Annotated in this window: 17 protein-coding genes; 8 read left to right on the forward strand and 9 right to left on the reverse strand. The window is 46.9% G+C overall.

Features of this window, described 5'->3' with window-relative positions; genetic code table 11:
- Positions 1–361 precede the first annotated feature (361 nt).
- Entirely contained in the window at positions 362–982 is a 621-nt protein-coding gene (locus V202x_RS15880) for a GntR family transcriptional regulator (RefSeq protein WP_145176890.1), read from the forward strand.
- A gap of 101 nt (positions 983–1083) precedes the next feature.
- On the opposite strand, the gene V202x_RS15885 is transcribed toward V202x_RS15880, so the two are convergent.
- The 6 genes from V202x_RS15885 to V202x_RS15910 all read right to left on the reverse strand — a co-directional run bounded on the left by V202x_RS15885 (position 1084) and on the right by V202x_RS15910 (position 7090).
- Positions 1084–2265, reverse strand: a complete 1182-nt coding sequence (locus V202x_RS15885) for a fasciclin domain-containing protein (RefSeq protein WP_145176893.1) — start codon at positions 2263–2265, stop codon at positions 1084–1086.
- A gap of 210 nt (positions 2266–2475) precedes the next feature.
- Complete coding sequence (locus V202x_RS15890; RefSeq protein ID WP_145176897.1) at positions 2476–3438, reverse strand: bile acid:sodium symporter family protein; 963 nt, start codon at positions 3436–3438, stop codon at positions 2476–2478.
- Positions 3439–3521: 83 nt separating this feature from the next.
- Positions 3522–4670, reverse strand: coding sequence for an exo-alpha-sialidase (locus V202x_RS15895; protein ID WP_145176900.1), 1149 nt, complete (start codon positions 4668–4670; stop codon positions 3522–3524).
- Between the two features lie 49 nt (positions 4671–4719).
- Positions 4720–5607, reverse strand: a complete 888-nt coding sequence (locus V202x_RS15900; RefSeq protein WP_145176903.1) for a dihydrodipicolinate synthase family protein — start codon at positions 5605–5607, stop codon at positions 4720–4722.
- A gap of 83 nt (positions 5608–5690) precedes the next feature.
- Positions 5691–6122, reverse strand: coding sequence for a hypothetical protein (locus V202x_RS15905; protein ID WP_145176907.1), 432 nt, complete (start codon positions 6120–6122; stop codon positions 5691–5693).
- Positions 6119–7090: a DUF1559 domain-containing protein gene (locus V202x_RS15910; protein ID WP_145176909.1), complete on the reverse strand. Its 972-nt coding sequence runs from the start codon at positions 7088–7090 to the stop codon at positions 6119–6121. The genes V202x_RS15905 and V202x_RS15910 overlap by 4 nt, the downstream gene beginning before the upstream one ends.
- A 159-nt stretch (positions 7091–7249) precedes the next feature.
- Between V202x_RS15910 and V202x_RS15915 the strand changes: the two genes are divergently transcribed.
- The gene (locus tag V202x_RS15915) at positions 7250–7489 is read left to right on the forward strand and encodes an FCD domain-containing protein (RefSeq protein WP_145176912.1); all 240 of its coding nucleotides are present in this window, start codon (positions 7250–7252) and stop codon (positions 7487–7489) included.
- Between the two features lie 72 nt (positions 7490–7561).
- Positions 7562–8038 (forward strand): helix-turn-helix transcriptional regulator, encoded by a 477-nt coding sequence (locus V202x_RS15920; RefSeq protein WP_197992915.1) that lies wholly within the window; start codon positions 7562–7564, stop codon positions 8036–8038.
- A 62-nt stretch (positions 8039–8100) separates the two neighbouring features.
- Here the strand turns inward: V202x_RS15920 and V202x_RS15925 are convergent, their stop codons facing one another.
- From V202x_RS15925 to V202x_RS15935, 3 genes are all read right to left on the reverse strand, one after another.
- Positions 8101–11109: a PVC-type heme-binding CxxCH protein gene (locus V202x_RS15925; RefSeq protein WP_145176918.1), complete on the reverse strand. Its 3009-nt coding sequence runs from the start codon at positions 11107–11109 to the stop codon at positions 8101–8103.
- Positions 11110–11439: 330 nt separating this feature from the next.
- Positions 11440–13686 (reverse strand): peroxidase family protein, encoded by a 2247-nt coding sequence (locus V202x_RS15930; RefSeq protein WP_197992916.1) that lies wholly within the window; start codon positions 13684–13686, stop codon positions 11440–11442.
- A 347-nt stretch (positions 13687–14033) separates the two neighbouring features.
- A complete protein-coding gene (locus V202x_RS15935) occupies positions 14034–15464 on the reverse strand; it encodes a sulfatase (RefSeq protein WP_145176924.1) in 1431 nt (476 codons plus the stop codon).
- A 359-nt stretch (positions 15465–15823) separates the two neighbouring features.
- On the opposite strand from V202x_RS15935, the gene V202x_RS15940 reads away from it, so the two are divergent.
- From V202x_RS15940 to V202x_RS15960, 5 genes are all read left to right on the forward strand, one after another.
- Complete coding sequence (locus V202x_RS15940) at positions 15824–16147, forward strand: hypothetical protein (protein ID WP_145176927.1); 324 nt, start codon at positions 15824–15826, stop codon at positions 16145–16147.
- Between the two features lie 326 nt (positions 16148–16473).
- Entirely contained in the window at positions 16474–18459 is a 1986-nt protein-coding gene (locus tag V202x_RS15945; protein ID WP_145176930.1) for a DUF1549 domain-containing protein, read from the forward strand.
- A gap of 83 nt (positions 18460–18542) precedes the next feature.
- On the forward strand, positions 18543–19832 hold the full coding sequence (locus V202x_RS15950; protein ID WP_145176933.1) for a DUF1501 domain-containing protein: 1290 nt from the start codon (positions 18543–18545) through the stop codon (positions 19830–19832).
- Positions 19833–20120: 288 nt separating this feature from the next.
- Entirely contained in the window at positions 20121–22802 is a 2682-nt protein-coding gene (locus V202x_RS15955) for a PQQ-binding-like beta-propeller repeat protein (protein WP_145176936.1), read from the forward strand.
- Positions 22803–23008: 206 nt separating this feature from the next.
- Positions 23009–23563 (forward strand): hypothetical protein, encoded by a 555-nt coding sequence (locus tag V202x_RS15960; RefSeq protein ID WP_232098524.1) that lies wholly within the window; start codon positions 23009–23011, stop codon positions 23561–23563.
- Positions 23564–23652: the final 89 nt, after the last annotated feature.

The raw sequence follows: 23652 nt of genomic DNA on the forward strand, positions 1-23652 counted from the left end.
TTGAAGTCTCCGCAAATGATGCTAGTAAAAACAGACTCTCATCTTAGTCAACTCATAAACCCCCACTTGAATGAGTATGATTTCAGTCTGTCAGAATGATCCACTCCTGTCAACAAAACACGACCTATATTGTATACAATATAACTAAACACCAGAATTAAACGCCATTTCTAATCAGACACTCTATTCTCTATTCAAATCAATTTTTAATCATAAAATGAATTAAATCATTTATCCCCATATTATACATGAAAGATTTTCACTGGCTTACCCCCCGCACAATTGTGTACAATAATCAAAATTTAAGGACACCATCAGCTTCACGCTGTCCCCGAAATAAAAACGATCAAGCAGTAACCTCATGAGCGAAACCGAAGTAAGCCAAAACCAGAGCGAACAGATTGTTGAACAACTGCGCCTGGAAATCATCACAGGGCAAATCGAAGAAGGAACCCCCTTACGGGAAGTCAGTCTGGCAGAGCGGTTCCATGTCAGTCGTGCTCCGATTCGAGAAGCATTAAAACAGCTCTCGCATGAAGGAATGGTGGAATCAAAACCCAACTGTGGGATGCGTGTGGCACCCTCTTTATCTGATTCCATGCAAGAGTTGATCATTCCGTTACGACAAACGGTCGAATCGTTTGCGTTGAAATCCATCTTTGCCGATCTAAACGAAGCTGATTTCGAGGAATGGGATTCGATTTTGAACGATATGAAAACCGCCTGCGAAAAGGGTGACTATTCCCAAATTGCTGAACTGGACATCAAGTTTCATCAATCCATCGTCGCCAAATCACCAGAACAAGGATTGATGACGATCTGGATTACGTTAGTTTCACGCTTAAGACGCCATTTCCTCGAAGGCTTCCAAAAACCGGGCGACCCCATGAGAATCTATTATGAACACGTGGCTATCGTTGCAATGTTTCGCTCAAGAAAACTGGACGCAGCCGTACAAGTACTGATTGCCAATATTGATTAATTCGAAACATACTTTGTCTCTTTCAATCAATAAAAAACTTCCGCAACCATATATTGATACATGATTGCGGAAGCCGAATCTCAGAAAAACAGATTCAATCTTTACAGAGCAGACATGCGTGTATAAGCATGATCTAAGGCGTGTCGCAACGTCCAAGCCTGTTGTGTTGGACAATGCATTTGCGAAGAGTTACTCAGAGCGTGTTTCATTCTGGTACGAATCTCTTCTGGCATTTGATCAACACCCTTCAATACTTCATGCATTGTTTTCTTGTATAATTTTGCAGAAGCATCATGATGACCTGAGTTATACAACCTTGCGCCTTGTGCCACAGCGTGCTTGATTTTCTCGCGTGCTTCAGTCGCACTGAATTTTTTCGCATCAGAAGGCATGATTACTGAGTCAATCACATGAATCACACCGTTGGAAGCGTCAATATCAGTTGCCAGCAGCTTGGCGTTATTCACTTTCGCAGTTCCATCTGCGACACCGATGTTGATATTGTTACCCTGAAGAGTTTTCGCTTTCTTCGCTGCCAAGGCATCTTCAGAATAAACACGACCCGGTACGACATGATACTTTAGGATATCTGCCAGCTTCTGTTTGTTTTCAGGTTTCAGAAGCGAAGCCACGGTACCTTCGGGAAGTTTCGCAAAGGCTTCATCAGTGGGAGCAAACACAGTCAAGGGACCCTTGCCCGATAAGACTTCTGCCAGACCGGCTGCTTTGGCTGCAGCGATCAATGTTTTGAATTTGCCGGCTTCAGCAGCTGTGACTACAATATTCTTGTCAGTCGGAAGAATAACACTGTCAATGACGTGAATGATCCCATTGGAACAATTGATATCGACGGTTTCGACTGTGGCACCATCGACTTTTACTTTGTCCCCCTTTGTCATGATGTCAACACGTTGTCCGTTGAGTGTCTTGGCTCCTTTTAACTTCACGACGTCTTTCGCTGCCACCTTTCCAGGAACGACATGATAGGTCAAGACTGCAATCAATTTGTCTTTGTTTTCAGGCTTAAGCAGCATCTCTACCGTGCCTGCCGGCAACTTTTTAAAGGCGGCATCAGTCGGTGCGAAAACAGTGAACGGCCCTTCGCCTTTCAAGGCATTGACAAGATCTGCTGCTCCAAGAGCAGCGGCAAGCGTTTTGAACGAACCAGCGCCAACCGCAGTATCTACGATATCTTTCTTTTCAGCAGCCTGTGTAAAAGTGGCTATAAATAAAACAGCAACTAAAGCTGCCCAGGCTGATGCCTGTTTTACGAGATGTTTCATCAATCTAACTCCTTAGGTGGTCGTGGATTATTTGCCCGGTAATTTTGAATTTATCTGCAACTGAAGTGGCCACTGTGCTTCCCTTCACACCCATACGATAGAATGGCGAGCACCTTTGACAACCAGCATTTTTAGAAAATTCACTGAAATGGGTGTCACATTGAAAAACGAAAAAAGATCAAACAAAAATTCGTTAAGTCAACGCTATTTCTATGACTCACTTTTCAGTTCTGCAGAGCTCGAACGTTTCCAATAAGAGGCAAGCACGGAACTGGAAATCGCGCTCCACGGGCCAAATACGGCTGATCCCAAGGCGATCACCGGGCTCTTGAGAACATGGATCGCTAACCCCGTTGCCATTCCTCCATTCTGGATTCCCACCTCTAAAGCAACAGTGCGGCAATCACGTTGGTTCAGCTTTAGACAACGGGCGACTCCATAACCAAGCACATATCCAGTCGCGTTTTGGCAAACCGCAGCACCCAAAAGTGCCAGTCCTACCGTTGCCAGTTCGTTTTTTGCCAGGGCAATTGTGATGGCAATAATCACACAGATAGCAAACATGGCGATCACGGGCAGAATTCCGATGATTTTTTCGACAATCTGATGGGCATAACGATTCGCCAATAAACCGAGCAACACCGGAACCAGAATCATCAAAAAGATTGAGCGCATCATGGGTAGAAACTCAATCGAGACATATTGATCTGCCCAAAATTTCATGACAAGTGGAGTCACAAATGGTGACAGCAACGTTGAAGAGGCCGTCATGGTCACGGAAAGAGGAACATTGGCTCGCGCAATATAAGCAATGACGTTTGAAGAAACTCCACCCGGACATGAACCGATCAAAATCAAACCAGCGGCCACTTCCGTTTCCAGTTGAAACATCGAGGCAAACCACCAGGCAAGAAAAGGCATGATCGAATACTGACAAACAATTCCAATGAGTACCGCACGTGGCATCTTCAAAACACGGCTAAAGTCAGCAAATGTCATCGTAACACCCATTCCAAACATGATGACTTGCACGAGTGGCGAAATGGCCTCTCGAAGTTCCCATCCCTCCCAATTCCAGGTAAACAGCCACGGAAAGAGATAGCCACAGATTGCAAACACTAAGACCCAGAACGTGAAGGGAATTTTTGAAACGCTGCACCAAAATCGCGTCATGAATCGTCTTATCCTCAGTCACTACCAACATCGAATTCATCACTATTTTTCAAATTCTCCACGACGTTTCATATCGAATCTGCTTATGACGATTCAGTGGAAGCATCAAATTGAAGCGATTCGACAGGCAGAATCGATAATCCACAGTCTTCCTTACCGATGGAATAAACGACGTAGAGTTTTTTATCATGCTCGAAGGCATAAGGATAAGACCATTGTTTTCCTTTCGCCGCTCCGGGAAAGCGAGGGGGTTTGGATTTTCCATCTCGAATTCTCCACATACGACTCAATGTCGTTTCACCAGGTTTGCTGACAGAAATCACAAGCGTGTCCCGATTCTTCAGATTTGAAACCAGGTATTGTTGCCCCGTACTCAACTTGCCAAGATACGCCTTGGCCCGAGGCATCGGTAAATTACTCTTTTGCGCCTTCGACCAGGTCCGGCCATAATCATCACTATGGGAAATCCAGGCCACGCCACCTCCCCCCCGAATGATCGCACGCACGATATTTCCTTCCGCCCAGACTGTCGTCTCGGCAAAGCTGGGAGCAAGCTCCGGTGGATAAGGAATCGCTACTGTATCCCATTTCGTAAGATCCTTACCATGGCTAATGGCGACAACAGGGAATCCATCTTTATCCTGACCACCGGTAATCAGGCTGCCGTTTTTCATGCGCACGGGTTCGTCATACGGCCAGCAGTTGTTCATAACGATTCCCTGCGATTCCCAGCAGTCTGTCTCTTCATTCAAAACGAACGCTTCCGCCTGCAACCCGTTGAACTTCCTTGCCTTCTTTCCCACTCCAAAACGACTGCAGATCGTCCATAACTTCCCGTCATGCACAAAAAGAACACCATGGCTGTGACGATCAGGCCCCTCAAATCCCGGACCAATCACTTCCAGCTCGGACCAACTCTTACCTCCATCTTTGGAGCGTCTCCCTTGTAATGTTTCATGAGGACCATTCTCGTTAGTTGGACTATTAGCCCAATTGGCATAGAGCACGCCTTTGTGCTCAATAATGGCAGCTCCGTGAAGAAATTTATATCCTTCTTTTTGTGCACGATGGATTGTTTGATGTGTCACACCGGGAACGAAAGGAATCTGTTTGACATCCTGAGGGATAGGTGGTCCTGTCCAGAGGGTAGTCGTTTTTTGCAACGGCTCTCCAGCTACGACAACAGTCAGTGAAATGAATAGCGAGATTAATATAGCCAGATAACGTTTCATGAAAATATCCTTGAGCGCCTATTTGATTAGAAGTATATTTAATTACAGATTATATGAGCCCTGCATTTCGCAAAGCTTCACGAATCGGTCCCTTTTGCTCTTCAGAAGTTGCTGGCATCGGGGGACGCGGAATTCCACCAGCTCTTCCCTGCAGTTCCATACAATAACGCGTATTTGCGGGAAGATTGTCTGCGAAAATCGCGTTCCAGACAGGCAGCAATTTTTCATGCAGTTCAAGCCCTTTCTTATGATTACCGGCCTGGACTGCTTCCCATAACTCAACACACAATGTGGGAGCCGCAGTGAGAATCGCCGCAATTGATCCCACTGCCCCCAGTGCAAAAGAGGGGTAAAGCAACGCGTCCACCGCAGTCATGATCCGTGCCCGACTTCCTGTCATAATTAAGAGATCTGCCAATAATTTCAGATCTCCCGCGCTTTGCTTCACTCCTATCACTCCTTCTACTTCAGTAATGATCCTGGTAAGCAACTCTGGTGAAAGGTAAGTCCAAGGCACCACGTTGTAAATGATGACAGGAAGCTCGGTAGCGGCAGCGATTTCTGCAAAATGTCGCACCATCGCATCGTCGTCTGGTCGAAATACATAATGCACGGGAGTGACTTGCAGTGCCGCAACCCCCAAATCCCTGACTGCGCGACCTCGTTCAATCACTTCGGCTGTACTATTCGCAATGATTCCTGTGATCACCGGAACGCGCTTTGCCGCTGTTTCTGTTACCACAGCCGTGATCAATCGCGTTTCATCGATTGACAACGTATGCCCTTCTCCTGTGCTGCCACAAACAGCCAAGCCATGTATTTTTGCTGTCTCAATCAGATACCGTGCATCTGCGCGCAATGCCTCTTCATCAATCGAACCATTAGCACCAAAGGAAGTGACCATCGGAGGGATAATTCCGACAAGTTGTTCGTACATTCAATCTCTTTCTTCAAGTAAAAAATAACGTAATAAAATCATCAGCGACCAAAAAAAGTCAAAAACGAGACATTGTCTTATGCTCAAGGAACTCCCTTCAACCCGGCTTTATCAGGTACTAAAAAATCATGCGTGGCATTCTCTTTGGGCAAATCAACACTCATCACAAAAGGAGGAAAAAGTGAGTTATCGACATCCGGTGAACTCGGCCGCGTTCCATCCGTGGCTATAATCGTCACTAAATGCGGACCGCCTACATGCCCTTTATTCTTGCGTGTCTGAAATGTTCCTTCCCGAATGTCAGCGACTCCAGCTGGCCCCTGATTTCCCTGCTCTGTATCAGGTTGAAGTAAGATCCGACCAAAGGGAATTCGTTTTTCACCAAAAACAGCTTTGCCTTTGAGTTCATAACGGTTCGCCCCCTCAGAGTTTGAATGACAACTACTTTGAACCAATACAAAAATAGATGTCAGCCACAAAACTCCTGACACCATTCGCTGACTGAACTGTTTCATTGCAAGCCTCCCAGAGGGAGACCATCCTGGCGTTGCGCCAATTGTCGATACAGGGCCAGATCAATGTTTTCACTGATGAATTGAATAGAACCATCGGCCATCGCAAAGTGTGCTCCGCCTACATGCCAACTGCCAAAACAACGGGTATGAGTCCCAACAACAGCTCCGATACCAGCCGGATGATTTGTGTAGGGACCATCACTGGGAAAGTAATCAACAAGTGGTGTATTGATAGGATCAACGGCAGCAGCGACAACATTCACATGGCTTGAGTTGCTCGCGTTCCGCGTGCTGGAGGCCCAGGTAAAATAAGTGCCGTAGGGAGAATTCTGCCCGACCGCAAACCACCAGCGGGATTCACCAACCAGGAATGTGTTTGAAGTTCCATCAATAACATCCCTCATTTTTATACTGGAATTCAGAAACAGGATGCCATTTTTAAAAAACAATCGCCGATTACTCGCAGAACCCCCTGTGCATGAAGCTCTCGCTTCACTGCCTCCCCCTTGCACACCCCGATAGTTGGAATTTGGTTCTGCCGAAGCAGCATTAGGATCGGACGGACATTGATATTTCGAATTCGGACGAATTTGCTGTGGTTCGTTCGTATTAGAAGTCTCATTCGCAATGCCAGCAAAAGTGCCTTCGAAATTAAAACTGTTGTAGCGGGGAACATCATCCAGGAATGGAAGAATCATCACAGTCCAGGTGGCGCCACGTCTCGCTGAGCCTGGCAACGGACAAGCAGTACTGGTTACGATCGATCCCGAAGGGAATACTCTGTGAGTTTCATGATAATTGTGTAGAGCCAACCCGATTTGTTTCATGCGGTTCTTGCAATCTGATCGACGGGCAGCCTCACGGGCCTGTTGCACTGCAGGCAGTAACAAGGCAATTAAAATCGCAATGATCGCAATCACTACCAGAAGTTCGATCAGCGTGAATCCATAGCGTTTCCTGATATTCATTATTGAGCGCCTTTATAAATGGAATTGCAATAGATAATCATTAAAACCATCGCGGACTCTCTGTTTTTCATTCTATGAGCCGTATTGCATGGGTACAATGTTGTATTGACACAGTCTTGCGCGCGAATTCACATAGTCTAATCTTAAGAAATTCATTTTATGAACAAGACCCCCATGAAATCAGTGACTGATCTTCGAGCAAAGCTGGAAGGTTTTGCAGCAAGACATGCCGCTGATAAAGTAATGGAAGGCATCGACCCACAACGACTACTCAACTGTTTTCAGAAATTGCGACAAGCAGCCGAAAGTGGCAACTATCGCCGCTTTGCGCTGGAAGACCAAAAGCTGCATCAAACAATTGTTAATCTGGCGGATGTACCCGGGTTGAAGCAGGCATGAAGTTCTGTTTTCAATGCACAAAATTCATTTCGCATCAAAACACTTCAACAATGCTGGCCCGACCTCTCGGTATTGTTTGAATCACACCGTCCCCTGGTGGATAACATCGCGTCGGGAAAATCGGAGGAAGCAGAGGACGAAGCGCTGACCCATTTGGATGCTGTCTGGTTTCGGTTAGCTGACGCCACGGAAGATCAATCACTTCCACGCGACTCTCTGTCCAGAGCGTGTGCTTATCTTGCCTTTCATTTTCACGAACCGATCCGGTTACCTGAATTGTCTCATGAAATTGCAGGTTGCAGCCCTGGGCATCTGGCACGATTGTTCCGTGAAGAACTCGAATTGAGTTTCAGTGACTACCTGATCGAACTCCGTATGCAAAAAGGAGCCAGCCTGCTACAACATTCGAATCGATCAATTCGAGAAATTGGTGCGCGTGTAGGTTATGCCGACCCATCACGGTTCGCGACTCACTTTCGTCGTCGTTTCGGTCTTTCTCCCAGCGAGTTTCGATCCCGATTGGTCAAAGTTCCAAAGCGGCCAGGATGAAACCGGAATTCGTACTTTGATTGTATTCCTCAGATCAAATTTGCTGCTAAATATGCATTCTTTTACTTTGCCGCATTGAGATAGGCCAATAAATCAGCCATTTGCTGTTTATTGATCTGTTTCTCTAAACCTTCGGGCATAAAGGAAAGCCGCGAGCTGATCAGTTCATCAATGTCAATCCGCAAAACCGTATCGCTGGTTCCATCGGCACGCGCAATCGTAATACTGTTCGCATTTTCCGATTTGATTAGCCCGGTAATCGTTCTCCCCTGAGTTGTCACGATCAAATAGGTCACATATTGAGGTTTGACCTCTCGGTTCGGATCGAGAATATTTAACAACACTGCCTCTGTGCCTCGATCCTTAATGGCTTTCAAGTCAGCCCCCAGTTGCACTCCTACATTCTCCAGACGATGACAGGCGGCACAGGATTTCTTGAAGACTTTCTTACCATTCGCTGGATCTCCCTTCAACTTCAGGGCGGCCTGATACTCTTTAATCACATCAGATCGGCCCGTCAGTCGTTGACTATGAAACAGCGACTCAGCCAGCTTCTTGATTTTTCCATCCTGATTTTTCTTCAACAGTGCCACACGCTCCGGGCTGATATCTCCCGGATTGATCTCGCCGTCCTGGATTGAACCCAGCAAAGTCATCAACCAGGCCTTCCTTGAGAATAACGTCTCGACGGCACTCATGCGCAATTGTGGACTGAGACTCGTCCAGGCATCGATAAGTAAACCGGCAACGCGATCATCATTGACCAGCCCCAATTTTGTAATCGCAGCCTGACGTACCTGAAGCGGCTGTTGTACTGATAACAACTCTTCAAATACGTCTTTTGTTTCATCAAATTTTCCAATACTCAAAGTATCAATCGCATCCACGCGTGCCTTGACAGGTAATTTGGAATTCAAAGCCTGCTGAATCGCAGTCTGCATCATCCCTTTCAGTAATTGTGCTGTGTGCTTACTGGTTGAGTCGGCTATCACCTTCTTTGTGGAACCTGATGCACGCGAGAGCAACCTTCTGAAAAAAATCTCAGTCAATTTCTGATCTGCGGATGGCATGGCCTCCAATGATGTCAAAAACAACTTCACATCCGCGGCATTCTTTTGTGCTCCGATTTGTACCGCTAAGGCAACCAGAAAATCCTGACTGTGCTTTTCTTTGAGAAATCCGGGAGTCTTTACCAACGTCGAAAAGACCTCTGCTGCTCCCTGGTTGAGCGAACTTTGAACCGCCATGCGGATCCATTTATTGGAAGTGTTCTGTTTCAGAATCTTAACCAGTCCCTGATTCCGTGGAACGGAATCAAAGGCCCCCAACGAAAAAGCGGCCTGGTACTGGACGTCCAGGGAACTGTCATTGGCCAGCGCAACCATCTGCTCTTGAATGTTCGGCGATTTCGCAAAGTGCTCAGCGATCCTTAAAGCCTGGATACGGACTTGAGCGTCTTGGTCCTGTAGCCCTTTGAGTAATGTTGTTTCGTCTAATGACTTCAAACCGTCCAACGACCAGAGTGCAGTGGCACGGGTAATTGGTTTCGTTGATGTGGTCGCCAGATGCTTTAAACTTCCACTGACAGAAGTGTCCTGCCGTTCAAATAATAATCGCTGCGCTGTATCGCGGGTCCAGCCGTTGTCACTTTCCAATAAAGCAACCAGTTCTCGTGATGAGAGCTTCCCATATTGAGGAAGCGCTGGCTGTTGAAATCCTTTGGGGACAATTCGATAGATGCGTCCTTTATCTTGTCCTCCCACCGGATCTAGGTGTTTGATTACCTCTTCCGGAATAAAGGGAGCGCCTTCGATAAGCTCTCGATACATGTCCAATACATACAATGCCCCATCGGGACCGTTTTCGAATTGAACCGGACGAAACCAGACATCACTCGAAGCCAGGAATTCCTTATCCTGATCGGCACGGGGCGCGATCAATGACAAACCATTGGGTTTCGGCGCGGCGCGATATACCAGATTGTTGGCTGGTTCGCCGACAAAAATATTCCCCTGATATTCAGCGGGCCATGCCCCACCACGAAAGATCGTGATACCAGTAGCCGCGGTAAAGAAACCAGAAGGTTTGCCTCCTTCAGCGTTTCCTTTTTTACTTTGTGAACGAATGCGAGTCCTTAAGATACGCCACGGTTCGACCTGACTGATTCGCATTAGCTTTGTGTATTTGCCGCCCGGAGCAATGGAAACCGGTGCCGCTGGTGGCGCGAGATACGGATTGCGGGCAATATACCGATCGTCATACATCAGCACCTGCATCGGAACACTGTTCGCGCACACAAAAACCCGATTCCAGTTCCCCAGGCTCATCCCGTGTTGGCCACCACCGGTCGTTAATTCGATAGTGCGTGTCTCCGGATCGAAAATGACGTTACGACCTTTAGTGTTATACTTTCGCTTTTGTTTATCCGCAGTGACTGTGACCATCCCGCCATCGATGCCTGTCGAAAAATGGATTTTGTTATCCAATCCCCAACGAAACGAATTGATCATCCCTTCATCACCACGATCACGGCCAAAGCCGGTCATCACAATTTCTTTGACGTCGGCAATCCCATCACCAGTCGTGTCTTTACAATAATACAAGTGGGGTGGAGCGCCCACAAAAACGCCGCCTTTGTAACTGAATACCGCAGTGGGCAGAGTGAGATCGCTTAAAAAAGGGAAGCTCTTGTCAAACTTTCCATCGCCGTCTGTATCTTCCAGCAACTTGACTGAGCTGTAGCCTTCTTTTTTTGCGTCGTTGTATTCGGGCATCTCAACAACATAAGCACGACCACGAGCGTCAAAACACATGGCAACCGGATCTCGGAGCAAAGGCTCTGCGGCAACAAGCTCAATCTGGAAATCATCATGAATTTTGAATGACTTCAAAGACTCTTCCGGAGTTCGTGGAAGAATACGAGGCATCTCCGCGGAATAATCGACTTTGGGTTTCGATTCCGACTTGTCAGCTGATCTTACACTGACTGTCAGTCCCAAAATCAAAACAGGCAGGCCAATGGAAAGGATGCTCACAGGCCGTAAATATCTCAGTGCAAAAAGCGAACGCATTAAATCAATCCTGTTGTGAAAACCAGTGGCGTGAATAGGATGGCAGGGCTATTTCTTAACTATGTTCAAATATTATAATGGGTGGGTACAAGGAATAGAAAGGATCTTTTAGCGTAAATCCCATGAATTTATGCATGTAGTGTAGCTGCAGGTGCTCTTCAAAAGTCGGGCGGAAGACTGAAAATGAGCTTCTAGGCTGGGTGGTGTTTGGTAGGTCGAATCGGCTCCTCCTTCCCAGGTCCAGAACCCTGATCTGTCAAGTTCTGGACCCGGTTAAGCGGGGAAAAGCTAGCCTGCTTGTGTGATTTGCAAAAAGTAATCAGCCAGTCACTATCGACGGCGTTTTCTGTGATTGAAATCTAAAATGGGATCAAGGTCATTGGAAGCAAAGACCTGATCCAGCATTCCGTGATTAACGTCACGTTCATGCCGATTCGACCGACGGTCATCGTCTCGACGATCCGCGTGCTTTCTCCTGTGACGTCCATCATGCCGATGATCACGATCGTCGGCGTCACGCACATCGACATCGATCTCCACTCCGTCAGCGACTTCAATGGTGTCATCACCGTCGAAGCCCCGAACCACAATGCGCTCCAAGCCGGTGAAATCCAGTTGCAGGCCGTTGACATCAACGAAATCATCGTTCACGATGATCGAATCGGTTTGATCCGTACCTTTGACGATCAATGTGTCAGAACGGCCATCTCCCGCTTCCACAATCAGACCACCGGGGAGTTCTGCCGTGGTGATCCCTACAACGGTGATGTGCTGTGACCTGCCGTCGCTACTCGTGATCATCAAACGGTCAACACTATCAAGCGATTGACTGCTAATCACTCGCCGCGTCTTGTTATCGACCACTTCCAGATTTCCATCTTTCGCGCGAATGGTGGCATCGGTTGTTCTGGTTTCTGCCAGGTCAACCTGCATGACAGTGGGTGCAAAGAACACGTTTTCCTGCAATCCCGAAATATCCGAATTGCGTTCAATCACATCGGCCAGCGTCGTGCCGTTGATTTCCTTGAGTGCATCACCGGAGAACACGTTCTCATACCAGAAGCGATCTCCATCACGCAGTCGTTCGAACTGATCGATGATGATAGCCGTGAACGTCTCCCCCATACTCGATCCCGGCAGATGATCTTCGGCCAGACCACCAACCCACAAGTCGATGTTATCGACTGTGCCGTACAGCGCTTCCAGTTTGGCAGCGACTTCCGGATCGGATGAGATGTCGGAGAAGTTTTCCACGGCTTCCAGTCCCAGGGCAACCCTTGTTGAGTTATAGTCTGACAGTCCATGGTCGCGGCCACGCTGAATATTTAATGACGCCAGATCGAAACCCCCGGCTCCTGGAGGACCAAACAGGAAGTTGCGAACGTCATCAACGACTTCGTTATCGAGTTCCTGCGCCAAATTCACGGATACCCCGCGCAACAGAGAATCAATCCCATGGTCTTCCAGTTCGCTCGGGTTGAAGAACGCGTCCAACAACGCAATATTGCCTTCATCGGCGACGTTCCCGTTCTCGTCAAGCCGCAGCAGTTCGGACGAGAGCATGGAGTGCCCGAAGCGATAGGCGGCATTTGAAAATTCGTTGGCAATACTGGGGTCGACCGTGGAATCATACCCATCGTATTCGCTGACAGCACCGGTGCCGAACAAAGCCGGGAGGAATTCATTGAACGTGATTGCCTGTAACTGGGCAGCAACGATCTGCCGTGCCTGTTGATACAGTTCTTCATCGGTCAGGTCCGGGTTTTCAGTTGCCAACTCTGTCGCAATCCGATTGTGCTCGCGCACCCAGATGGTGTGCATCGCAGTCAATGCGACGTTCTCGTTGGCTCGAATATCACCCGCCAAAAAGAATCCGTTTTCTCCGTATGGCAACAAGTCACCGTCACTGGTTGCCAGCAGACCACCTTCAAAGGTTCTCAACTGGGCGGCCAACTCTTCATCCGAACCATAGACCACAGAACCATCAATAAACGCCGTAATCTGATTGATCTGCTGTCGAACACCGTTCTCATCCTCTTCGAATATTGATCGATTCAGATTAATAACAGCATCCCCAGTGCCTGTTGGATCGAAAAATACGTCACCGGTCGGTACTTCGATCGGGAATGATTCCAGCGGATTTCCGTCTGCATCATGAGCGGCTTCGGTCAGGGTGATATCGTGATCGAGGAACTGTCCCCATAACCAGAAGATGTCTGTCAGATAGCGATCGTTGGTTTCAGAAGAGTCTGCGGCAGCGATGACATTGCTGATTTCACGAGCACTTGGACGATCTTCCCCCGCAGGAGTCGACAGGCCGTCACCATAGTCCGCGTTGGCCAGACGCAGAAGTTCTGTGTCGGTACTGCCGAGTTCCGGGTTGTTGATATTATTGCCGGTCCCATCAATCGAGGCGTATTCGGTAACGGTGTTTGACTCCGTGTTCGAATCGATAATGTCGGTCGAGATGGAATTCACCGCAGAGAGCAGTTGACGATCTTCAAGGTATTCAGCAGCTGAAATATGATATGATTTACGGGTGGCCTTACGTTGACGATTGGGTTTTCTTAATAACATTTCGAGTTCTCCTGATGCGTGCAGTGGCATGCGCGCAGTTCTCTCGAACTGATCGACGGAAGCCACCAGACGCGTGGTTGATTTTTTGTATAGACGAAGGCCCGCCCTACAAAAGGTTGATCAACCGGACTACTCAAGACAGCGAGTATTCCTTTTAGATAGAGTCTCTAATTTGAAAAACGAGAACCCGTCAAACTGATCCACAGAAATTCGACAGAAAATTTATCAAATTCATCAAAATGGATATGTTCGACACCTGTCAGTTCACTAGAAGTTGTTTCAAAATTCAAAATTCAGTGGACAGGCTGGTACCAAATCTGGCTCAGAAAACTTGTGAACGATAAAGCTTATTTCATTAATCGTTTTAATTCAGCCTGTAAGGTTTTAATGGTTGGCTGAGACTCTGGCTGATCAATCAGGTTTTCCATTTCATAGGGATCATTCTGAACGTCATAGAGTTCGTTCATACCTTCCAGCTCATTAAACTGGATGTACTTCCAACGCGGGGTTCGAACTGCTTTATATCCCATTTTGACAAGACGAGGAAAAACAGTATCGCTGTTATATTCAATCAGGAACGAATCACGCCAATCATCGGGTTGTTCCCCTTTGAGTAAAGGAACCAGAGTTGTTCCATCGTACTTCTGTTCCGCTTTCACATGTGCCAGGTCCAGTATCGTCGGGGCCAGATCTACGCTGACAGCAAACTGATCAACCAGCGTACCTGCTTTGATCAAAGGGGGATAACGAACTAACAGCGGAACGCGAATTCCTTCTTCATAAGGGAGCCGTCGTTCCACACTCAAACCGTGCTCTCCATACCAGTAACCATGATCACTCGTGAAAACAAAGACCGTCTGATCGAGCTGCCCCTGTTTGTCCAACAGTGCACAGAGCTGCCCCACCCCTTCATCGATGCCCGCCAACATACGCAGCCGATCACGGATGACCTCATCGCTGGTTCCCGTTTCTCGACTTAAAGGAGGTAATCCTGGAACGGCTCGTAATAAAGCGCGTTTGCCTTTTAAGTTATCAACCACGTTTAAACGTCTTGGTATCGCATCATTCGCGTATAAGTTCTCATGTCGTTTTGCCGGCATAAATTTCGCCGCAGAGGGATCGGTAATACTGCCGTCATCGCGTTGTGTTAGTTCCGGATGTAACGCCTTATGAGCAATGTAAATACAAAACGGTTTGTCTCTTTTCTGCTGCACGAATTCATTGACTTTCTGATTCAGGACATCCGTCGTATGTCCGCTGTGTGGTACACGTTTGCCATTCTCATTTAACACCGGATTGAACGATGTTCCCTGCCCCTTCATACTCACCCAATAATCAAAACCGGGACGGGCGGTGTCATCGTTGCCCATGTGCCATTTACCGACATAGGCTGTATTGTAGCCTGCTTTTTGTAGTGCTTGCGGAAATGTTTTTAATGTATGACTGTGTTTACTTCGATTAATGTTATCCAGAATTCCATGATTGTGTGTATAAAGCCCGGTGAGTAAGCATGCCCGCACAGGTGAACAAAGAGGGGTGGAACAAAAGGCATTCCGAAAGCGGGCTCCCTCGTGAGCAATGCGGTCGATGTGAGGCGTTCGCACAAAAGGATGCCCCATACAACCCAGTTCGTCCCACCGCAGGTCATCTACCAGCACCACCACGATATTCGGTCTTTGTGTTGGTTCGGCAGCCTGCAAAAAACTGATTTCGGAAACTGTGAAAAGACAAAGCCAAACAAAGGCCTGCCATAACAAACTCTGAATCAACCGTTTCATCTGCTCTCTTCCCCGATGTCATATTGGAAAATGGTTTGAGCACTCTCATTGACTGGAATCAATGTCTCTTCACTGTATCAGACTCTCGGATCGATTCAAGCAAGGCGTTTCACAACGCATCAGAACCAAATTAGCCATATCGATATACCAGCGTATTCTGTGCCAGAAAGACACCATGCTACTCTGGTTAATAGTGCTGAATTTTCATCTCAGACGTGCAACATAAGATCGAGTAGAATGGGCAGAACCAAATCCCACGCAGGTATCGCGTGCAGGAATTCATGGATTTACATGACGACGTATTGTAACAATTTGAGTGTCTTTTCCATCGTTATCTATTTGCTACTGAGAAAGTGAGAATGGAAACCTGGTTTAATCTGTCTGACTGTTCGACGAGTTTTACTTTGACTAAGAGTGATTTTGCTGAACTGCGTGAAGCGGTCAAGCGAAGTATTTGCGCAGTTTTGTCTCAGATATGGTACCTGCGCGTACGCAAAAGTCGTGGTTTTAGTAGAAAAGAGACCATTTTGGATCAAAATAGTAGTGTGCATCGAGAACTGAACCTAAGAGGATATTTGCAAAATTTTGAATGCATAGCGGGTTTTGTGGTGAATGTTTTCGCAGCTGAAGAAGTTATTAGTATTAGAAAAAGGTGGCCTCGCGCGCGCGAGACAGAAACGTAGTGTCCCGAGCGGCACGATTGTGTCAAGATGTGGTTTGCACCACTGAAAAAGAATCACGAAAAGACTCGGAGTTGCGTAAATGTCAAAAGATTTCCATTTTTACTCCAGTAGATTCACTGACTTAACATTCACAGGCAGAACCAGTTACTGTTTGTTCTCCTGTATTCGAATATTCTGTTTTCTTAAGAAAAAATTAATCGACTTTATATTAGTCATCGCTGGTCGGTTTTGTATAAAATAGTGATACACTCCATTCCATAATCCTCTTTATAGTCTGGAGTTCGGTCATGTGTGATTAATCGAGGAACAACTCTGGGAGTTATTGCATGTCAGGAAAGCAAGTCAAAAATGCGAGGGGATTCTCGCGACGCTGGAAGATCAGCGGTTTGTTTGGTGTGGTTGCCTTAAGCATCATCATCTTCTCGGGGCTTCATGATTCGGAAGCCGCTCAACGAAAACGAGGAGCCAAGAAGAAGCCAGCCCCCAAAAAAGAAGAACCACTCCCACCTCGATTTATGGTGAAGTCAAAACCAGTCAGCACGACGAAACTTTCCAGTGCGATCAAATCAGCAGAAAAGATTGATAAGCTGGTTGAATCAAATTACTTCAAACATAAAGTCAAACCCAATCCGATGTCGACAGACGAGCAATTCTTACGTCGCATCTACCTCGATATCACCGGCACGATTCCCACCTATCGCGAAACACGCTACTTTTTGGCTTCGCGTCATCCGGATAAACGAAAAAACTTAATTGACCGTTTACTAAACAGCGATGGCTACGCCAGTCATTTCTATAACTATTGGGCTGATGTGCTCCGTTATACCGACCGTTTAAACAACAATGTCGATGGGCGCCCCTATCGACAATGGATTAAACAATCTCTGGCGGAAAACAAACCGTGGGATGATATGGTCAGCGAAATGATCACAGCAGAAGGCTTGATCTGGGAAAACCCCGCTACGGGTTATCTGCAACGTGACTCCGGTATGCCGCTGGACAATATGAATAATACCGTCCGAATATTTCTGGGTACACGCATCGGTTGTGCGCAATGCCACGATCATCCCTTTGATCGCTGGAAACAAAAAGAATTTTATCAAATGGCGGCATTTACATTTGGTTCTTCGACACGTGCCAATGGAAGAGACAAACGATTTTATACGGGCAGTGATCCTAACCGCCGTCTGCGAAAAGAATATAACGAGTTGGGACAGGAGGAAAAAGACAGACGCCGTAATCAGGGACGGTTTAACCGTATGATTCGGGTTAACATGATGGTTGTCAACGATCAGATCAATCGCAAGATCCGGCTGCCACATGATTACGCCTACACGGACGCCAAACCGAAATCGGTCGTTGAACCAAAGACCTTGTTTGGCAAACCGGCTGATATCAAAAAGGGAGAAGCGCCACGCAAAGCGTTCGCCCGCTGGATGGTATCGAAAGATAATCCCCGATTTGCTCTGACCATCGCCAACCGCTTGTGGAAGCGGGCATTTGGTCGCGGTCAAATCGAACCTGTGGATGATATGATGGATCATACCGTTGCAGAAAATCCGGAATTGATGAAATATCTTGAATCAGAGATGAAACGACTCAATTTCGATATGAAGGAATATCTGCGAATTCTGTACAACACGAAGACCTATCAAAGACAAGCCACAACCACTGATACGCCCTTGAGTGAAGCGTATCATTTCCCCGGTCCCATTCTAAGACGTATGACAGCAGAACAGGCCTGGGATTCATTCTTAACGTTGGCCGTTGTTGATCCTGAAGAGTATCGAGAATTACCTTCGGATGTTCGATCTGACATCATCGCTGTGAACTTGAATGATGCTTCAGCTCAGGAAGTTCTCGATGCCGACAAAAAAGTACGCGAGGAAGTTGACCGTAAGCGTTATAAACGTGAAAAGAAATATAAATACAAAGGGCAATTGCTGGCACGGGCTTCCGAGTTACCCTCACCAGTTCCGGCCAGTCACTTTTTACGGACCTTTGGTCAATCGGACCGTGAACTGATTTCTGCCTCTTCAGACTCAGGTTCGGTACCTCAAATTCTGTTTATGTTTAATGGCCCTGTAACTCATATGATGCTTGAGAAAGGATCTACGATTTACAATAACGTAATCGAACAAAAAACAGTCAAAGAGGGAGTGGATGTCATTTTCATGACAATTTTAAATCGACGTCCCGATAAAGAAGAATCCAAAATTGCAATGGACGAAATCGAAAAGAATGGAGCCGCCGGTTATGGAAATGTCATCTGGTCGCTCGTGAATACACGCGAGTTTCTGTTCATTCAATAATTGTCAATAAGACGACGTCCAGAGCGTTTGCTCTGGGCTAGACTACAATCACAAGAAAATTTTCAAATATAAAGGCATTCGCAATGCAAGAACTTCTTTCGAAACTTGATGGACTGGGGCGGCGACAGTTTATTGAATATGCTGCCAAGTCAGCTTTGGGAGTCAGCGTACTCCCCGTATTCAATAATCTGGTAGAAGCGGCTCCAGCAAAATCCAAAGGTGGCAAAGCAAAACGCTTGATCTATTTATATATGGCCGGCGCCATGACTCACCTTGATACGTTTGACCTGAAGCCAGGACATAAAAATCAAGGTGAAACCAAAGCGATCAAGACCAGTGTTCCCGGAGCACAAATCAGTGAGTTCCTTCCCACGCTGGCCGAAGAGTTTGATAAGATGGCGGTCATCAATTCCATGTATACCGAAACCGGCGCTCATGGTCCCGGCGAATACATGATGCGTACCAGCTATAAAAAGATCGCCACTACACGGCATCCTTCCATGGGTCCCTGGATTCAACGTTTTAAAGGGCGTTACAACAAAAATCTGCCGGATACGGTTCTGATCAGTGCCCCGGCACGACACCCCAGCGCAGGATTCCTGGATCCTTCGTTTAGTCCCTTGCCAATCGGCGATCCTAATCGAGGTCTGGAAAACACAAAATCGCCTTCCTATCTGTCAGACAATTCATTTGAAAAACGAATCAACTTGATCAACAAGTTTGATAAAAAGTTTCAAAATAAATTTAAGACCAAAGATGTTCTGGCTTATACGGATTTCTATTCCCAGGCCACTACACTACTTTCCAGTGATGAGCTCAAAGCATTCGACTTGAATGAAGAAAAGCCGGAAGACCGCGATAAATATGGCCGTAATTCCTTCGGCCAGGGTTGTATGCTGGCGCGACGTCTGGTTGAAAATGATGTGCGTTGTGTGGAAGTCACTTTCGGTGGCTGGGACATGCACCGCGATATCTATGATGATCGAACTTTACCAACACGTGCCGGGATTCTGGATAAGGCATTAGGCAACCTCCTGAAAGATCTCTCTAGCCTGGGTCTCCTGAATGAAACACTTGTGGTGCTGACAACGGAATTTGGTCGTACTCCTGTGATTAACCAGAACGCAGGCCGAGACCACCATCCCGGCGTCTTTTCTGCCGCACTGATGGGAGGTGGAATTAAAGGTGGTCAGTTCTATGGAAAATCAGACGAAGAGGGCCACAGTGTTGATGCGGATGGCGTCTTACCAGCCGACTTCAATGCAACGATTGCTACTGCTTTGAACCTGCCTTTAGACAAAGAAATTTTCTCACCCGATGGTCGACCCTTCAAGGTTGCCCACGATGGTGAACCTGTCACAAAGCTGCTCTAAGTTCAGTTGTGGCTCACAAAAAATTAAAACGGCTTCCACTTTGGAAGTCGTTTTTTTGTATGATATCACACAAAAAAAATTCGACGTTTTTTTCGAAATCATATAATTATAGTAGCTTCCCAAAATTTCCATGACTATGATCAAACTGTTGGTTCTCTACTGAATCAGCATCGCGTCCTTCCGAATAGATCAGAGTACCTCAAACTGTTAACCACTTTAAATCAGTAGTTTGATAGATGAGTCCCTCCTGCTTAACCTCAAGATTGTAAGCTGAGAAAGATCGTTTTGATGATGAATGTCAGCCGTACCTTGTTATTGGTTCAAATATTGTTCAGCCTGTTTTGGTGCTGTACGATTACCAAAGCAGATGATAGCTGGACTCAGTTAAAAGGAAGCAGTCAAAGATCGGGAAACGCGGCTGACGTCACTTTAAAAACTCCGCTCTCCCTTGCTGCAGCGGTTCCACTCACAGACGGTATCTTTACATCTCCTGTAGTCAGTGAGGACCAGGTTTTCGTCGTTGATGGATCAGGGGTTGTCTTCGCCATTGATACAACGAGTCATAAAGTTATATGGAAGTTTGCCACGCGTGGCGGTTTGGGGAACTGCAATAATATAGCTTCGCCTGCCATTATTGATAACTATTTACACGTTGGAACAACTGCCGGTTACTATTACGTTCTTAACTGTAAAAACGGCGCTGTCATCAAAGAGATTGATTGTCGTGAGCCGATTTTTTCTGCTCCCGTCGTGAACGCAAATCGGGTCTATTTTGCCACATTGGGAGCACAAGTTTATGCCGTCGAACCCAATGGTGAAGTTGCCTGGAACTGGGATTTCGTGAAGGAAGTCGTTCAGTTCAATGGAAACCGCTGGAGTGGTGCAGACTGGCTCGCACACCGCAAAGATCGAGTCACATGGCGCGACCACTTTGTGTGCTCTCGCGATATTTGCCTTGCTGGAAATACAATCGTCATTCCCGCAGGAGGGAGAACCGTATTTCTTGAGGACGCTGGCAAACAACCACGCCTAAGAGCAGTAGGCGAAGTTCCTAAATATGCCGGTTCAGAATATCCGGCGACCTTTGGGCAAAGTGCCGACGACGCTGGTAATGTATTCGTACAATGGCATCGCCGCGACAACGCAGGCCGCGTGGAAGTGATGCAGTTGGATGGTGAAAAAATCAAAGCAGATTATATCAAGGGAACTCAAACATCGATTCGAGATCCGGGGCTCTTGAGTTTTGCTTCCGTTAGTATTCGAGGCAACGATGTCTACCGTGTTCGCCCTGAAGAAGGATTGGGTCTGTGTCGTCATACCATCGGGGAGGAAACCACCGAAGTGCTCTGTGCGGCAGCTTCTGTCTGTTCACCCATTTTAACGCACGACCATACTGTCTACGGAGGCCTTGATGGAAAACTATACGTTGTCCCTCTGAAGGGTGGAGAGGCAACGACATTCACTACAGCCTTCGATGCTCCCATCACAGCGCCCGTGGCAATCGCGAAAAATAAAATCTATGTTCCCTGTGAAGATGGTTATCTTTATGTTTTGAACGCTGACGGAACGACTTCTTCTCCAAAGGCTGCGTTACCAACACGAGACTTACAAGTCTGGAAAATACGCAGCCCCCTGACCGGGCCGCTTACCGATCCGAAATTCGACTGGTACACTAATTATGGCGACTTCGGTGGAACCAATGCGAACTCTCAAGGTCTGAAACCTCCACTCCGCATGCGCTGGGCACGTCGCCTGGAAGGGACCGTTAAACATCTGCCGGTCTGTGGTGGCGGGCGTCTCTACACGCATACGGCTGAAGGTCAAATTATTGCTGTTGAGCAAGATACGGGGCGACTACTCTGGAGACGCTATTGGCCAGACGTCTATTTGTCATTTACCTCGCCACTTTATATTGATGGGAAACTTCTGATCCCACAAGCGGGTATCAAAAAATCGCGGATGCGCTGCCTGGACTCAGCAACCGGTAAATTACTCTGGGAGGCTCCCTTTACCGGTTCCCCCAGTTGGAGCCGTCAATTTCCACCGGTCGTGCATGGCAATATTGCAATCTACGCTTCCGGCTCCGGCGAATACGCAACACAGGGAACGGAAAAGGCATTCACGTTCGGAGGCAAGCCAGCAGTACAACCAGACGGACGCGAAGTGATGAGCTGGATCTATTCCAACGACAATCCCTATTACCCGAAAGATCACCATCCCATCGTCTGGGCCTGGGATTTAGATACCGGCGAGGTCATCTGGAAAAAAGACTTTTCCCAATATGGTCGTGGTGGCAATGATTGTGGAATCGCGATACTTGATGGCAAGCTTTATTACTCCACGTTTTTTGGTTACGCCACCAGTCAACGCAAGCGGCGCGGATTACCTGTCGAAAACAATGGAATCACTGCCTGCCTCGATCCTGAAACAGGTAAAGTCGAATGGCTGACAAACAAATATTATGTCACTTCAAAGTGTACTCTCAGTGCGCGTGACGGACGGATCTACATCGGTGGTTTTAACCGGGCCAATGAAAACACACAGGATCGATTCGTATGGTGCCTGGATGCAAAAGACGGATCACTGGTGTGGAAATCGGATGCAGTGACTTCGGCACTCAATGTCGTGACCGTAGGTGAGGAATTCATCTTTTCGAATGCATTACGAGGCAAAGGAAATGTCTTTGATCGAGTCAGCGGAAAAGTCGTCAACAGTATCGGCCATAACTACGCCTGCTGTCGCTTCACACTTTCTGAGCCTTACGTTCTCGGTGCGAATATGGATATGATTGATCTTTCAGACAATGGCAAACTGGTTTCAACCGGACCCGCCATTGATTCACGTGAATGTCTTGGAGCGGTCGTTTCGAACGGACGTATTTTCTATACATCACAGGCCAGTGGTTTTGTTGTCTCACAGACGTTTGGTGAAGAATCAAAAAAACTACCTGCGATCTGGGAAAGGCCCTGAATCAAGGGCATTCATTTGATGTCTGACTGAACTTTCTAATTAAGGATTTATTAATTTATGACACCTTGAGGGAAAAGAAAAAAGTGCCAACTCGTTTGCACTCCCTTTTGGCTCACATTAAAATTCGTGGATACGTCAGTGTAATGGCGTACCCTTCTGCAGTTGCAGAAATATTTTGTCGCGTATTGTTAACCAAGGAGAAATACATGAAAAGACTGCTTACACTCTCAGTAGCAATGATGTTTGTCGCTGCCAGTTCTATCAGTTCTGCTGCAGAACTAAAGTCTGGTATCGAAGTTGGTGGTAGACCTGGTGCTTACACAGTTAACGACTGCACCGGCCCTAACGCTGGTAAATCACTTTGCTACCGTTGCAGCTATGGCGGACGTCCTGTAGTCAATATTTTCGCTCGTGAAATCGATGGCAATGTTGAAGATCTGATTGCACAGATTGATGAAAAAGTTGGTGCAAATAAAGATCAAAAGATGGCCGCCTTCGTTGTTCATTTGACAGACGATGCTGACAAATCTAGCGCTGCCCTGAAAAAAGTGGCTAACGCTAAGAAAATCAAAAACACACCTTTAACTAACTTCGAAGGTGAAGCTGGTCCCTCATCATACAAAATCTCTAAAGATGCTGATGTTACTGTTTTGATGTGGGTCAAAGGAAAAGTGAAGGTCAATCACTCTTTCAAAAAAGGTGATCTGTCCAAAGACAAAATCAAGAAGGTCGTTAATGATACATCTAAGATTTTGAACTAACGATTTCTTACCATAACTCTGAAGATTCGTAGACCCCGCTTTCCAAAATTGGTTAGCGGGGTTTATGCATCCCACCGCATTAGACTAAG

This window comes from Gimesia aquarii, from assembly GCF_007748175.1.
GTDB lineage: Bacteria > Planctomycetota > Planctomycetia > Planctomycetales > Planctomycetaceae > Gimesia > Gimesia aquarii_A.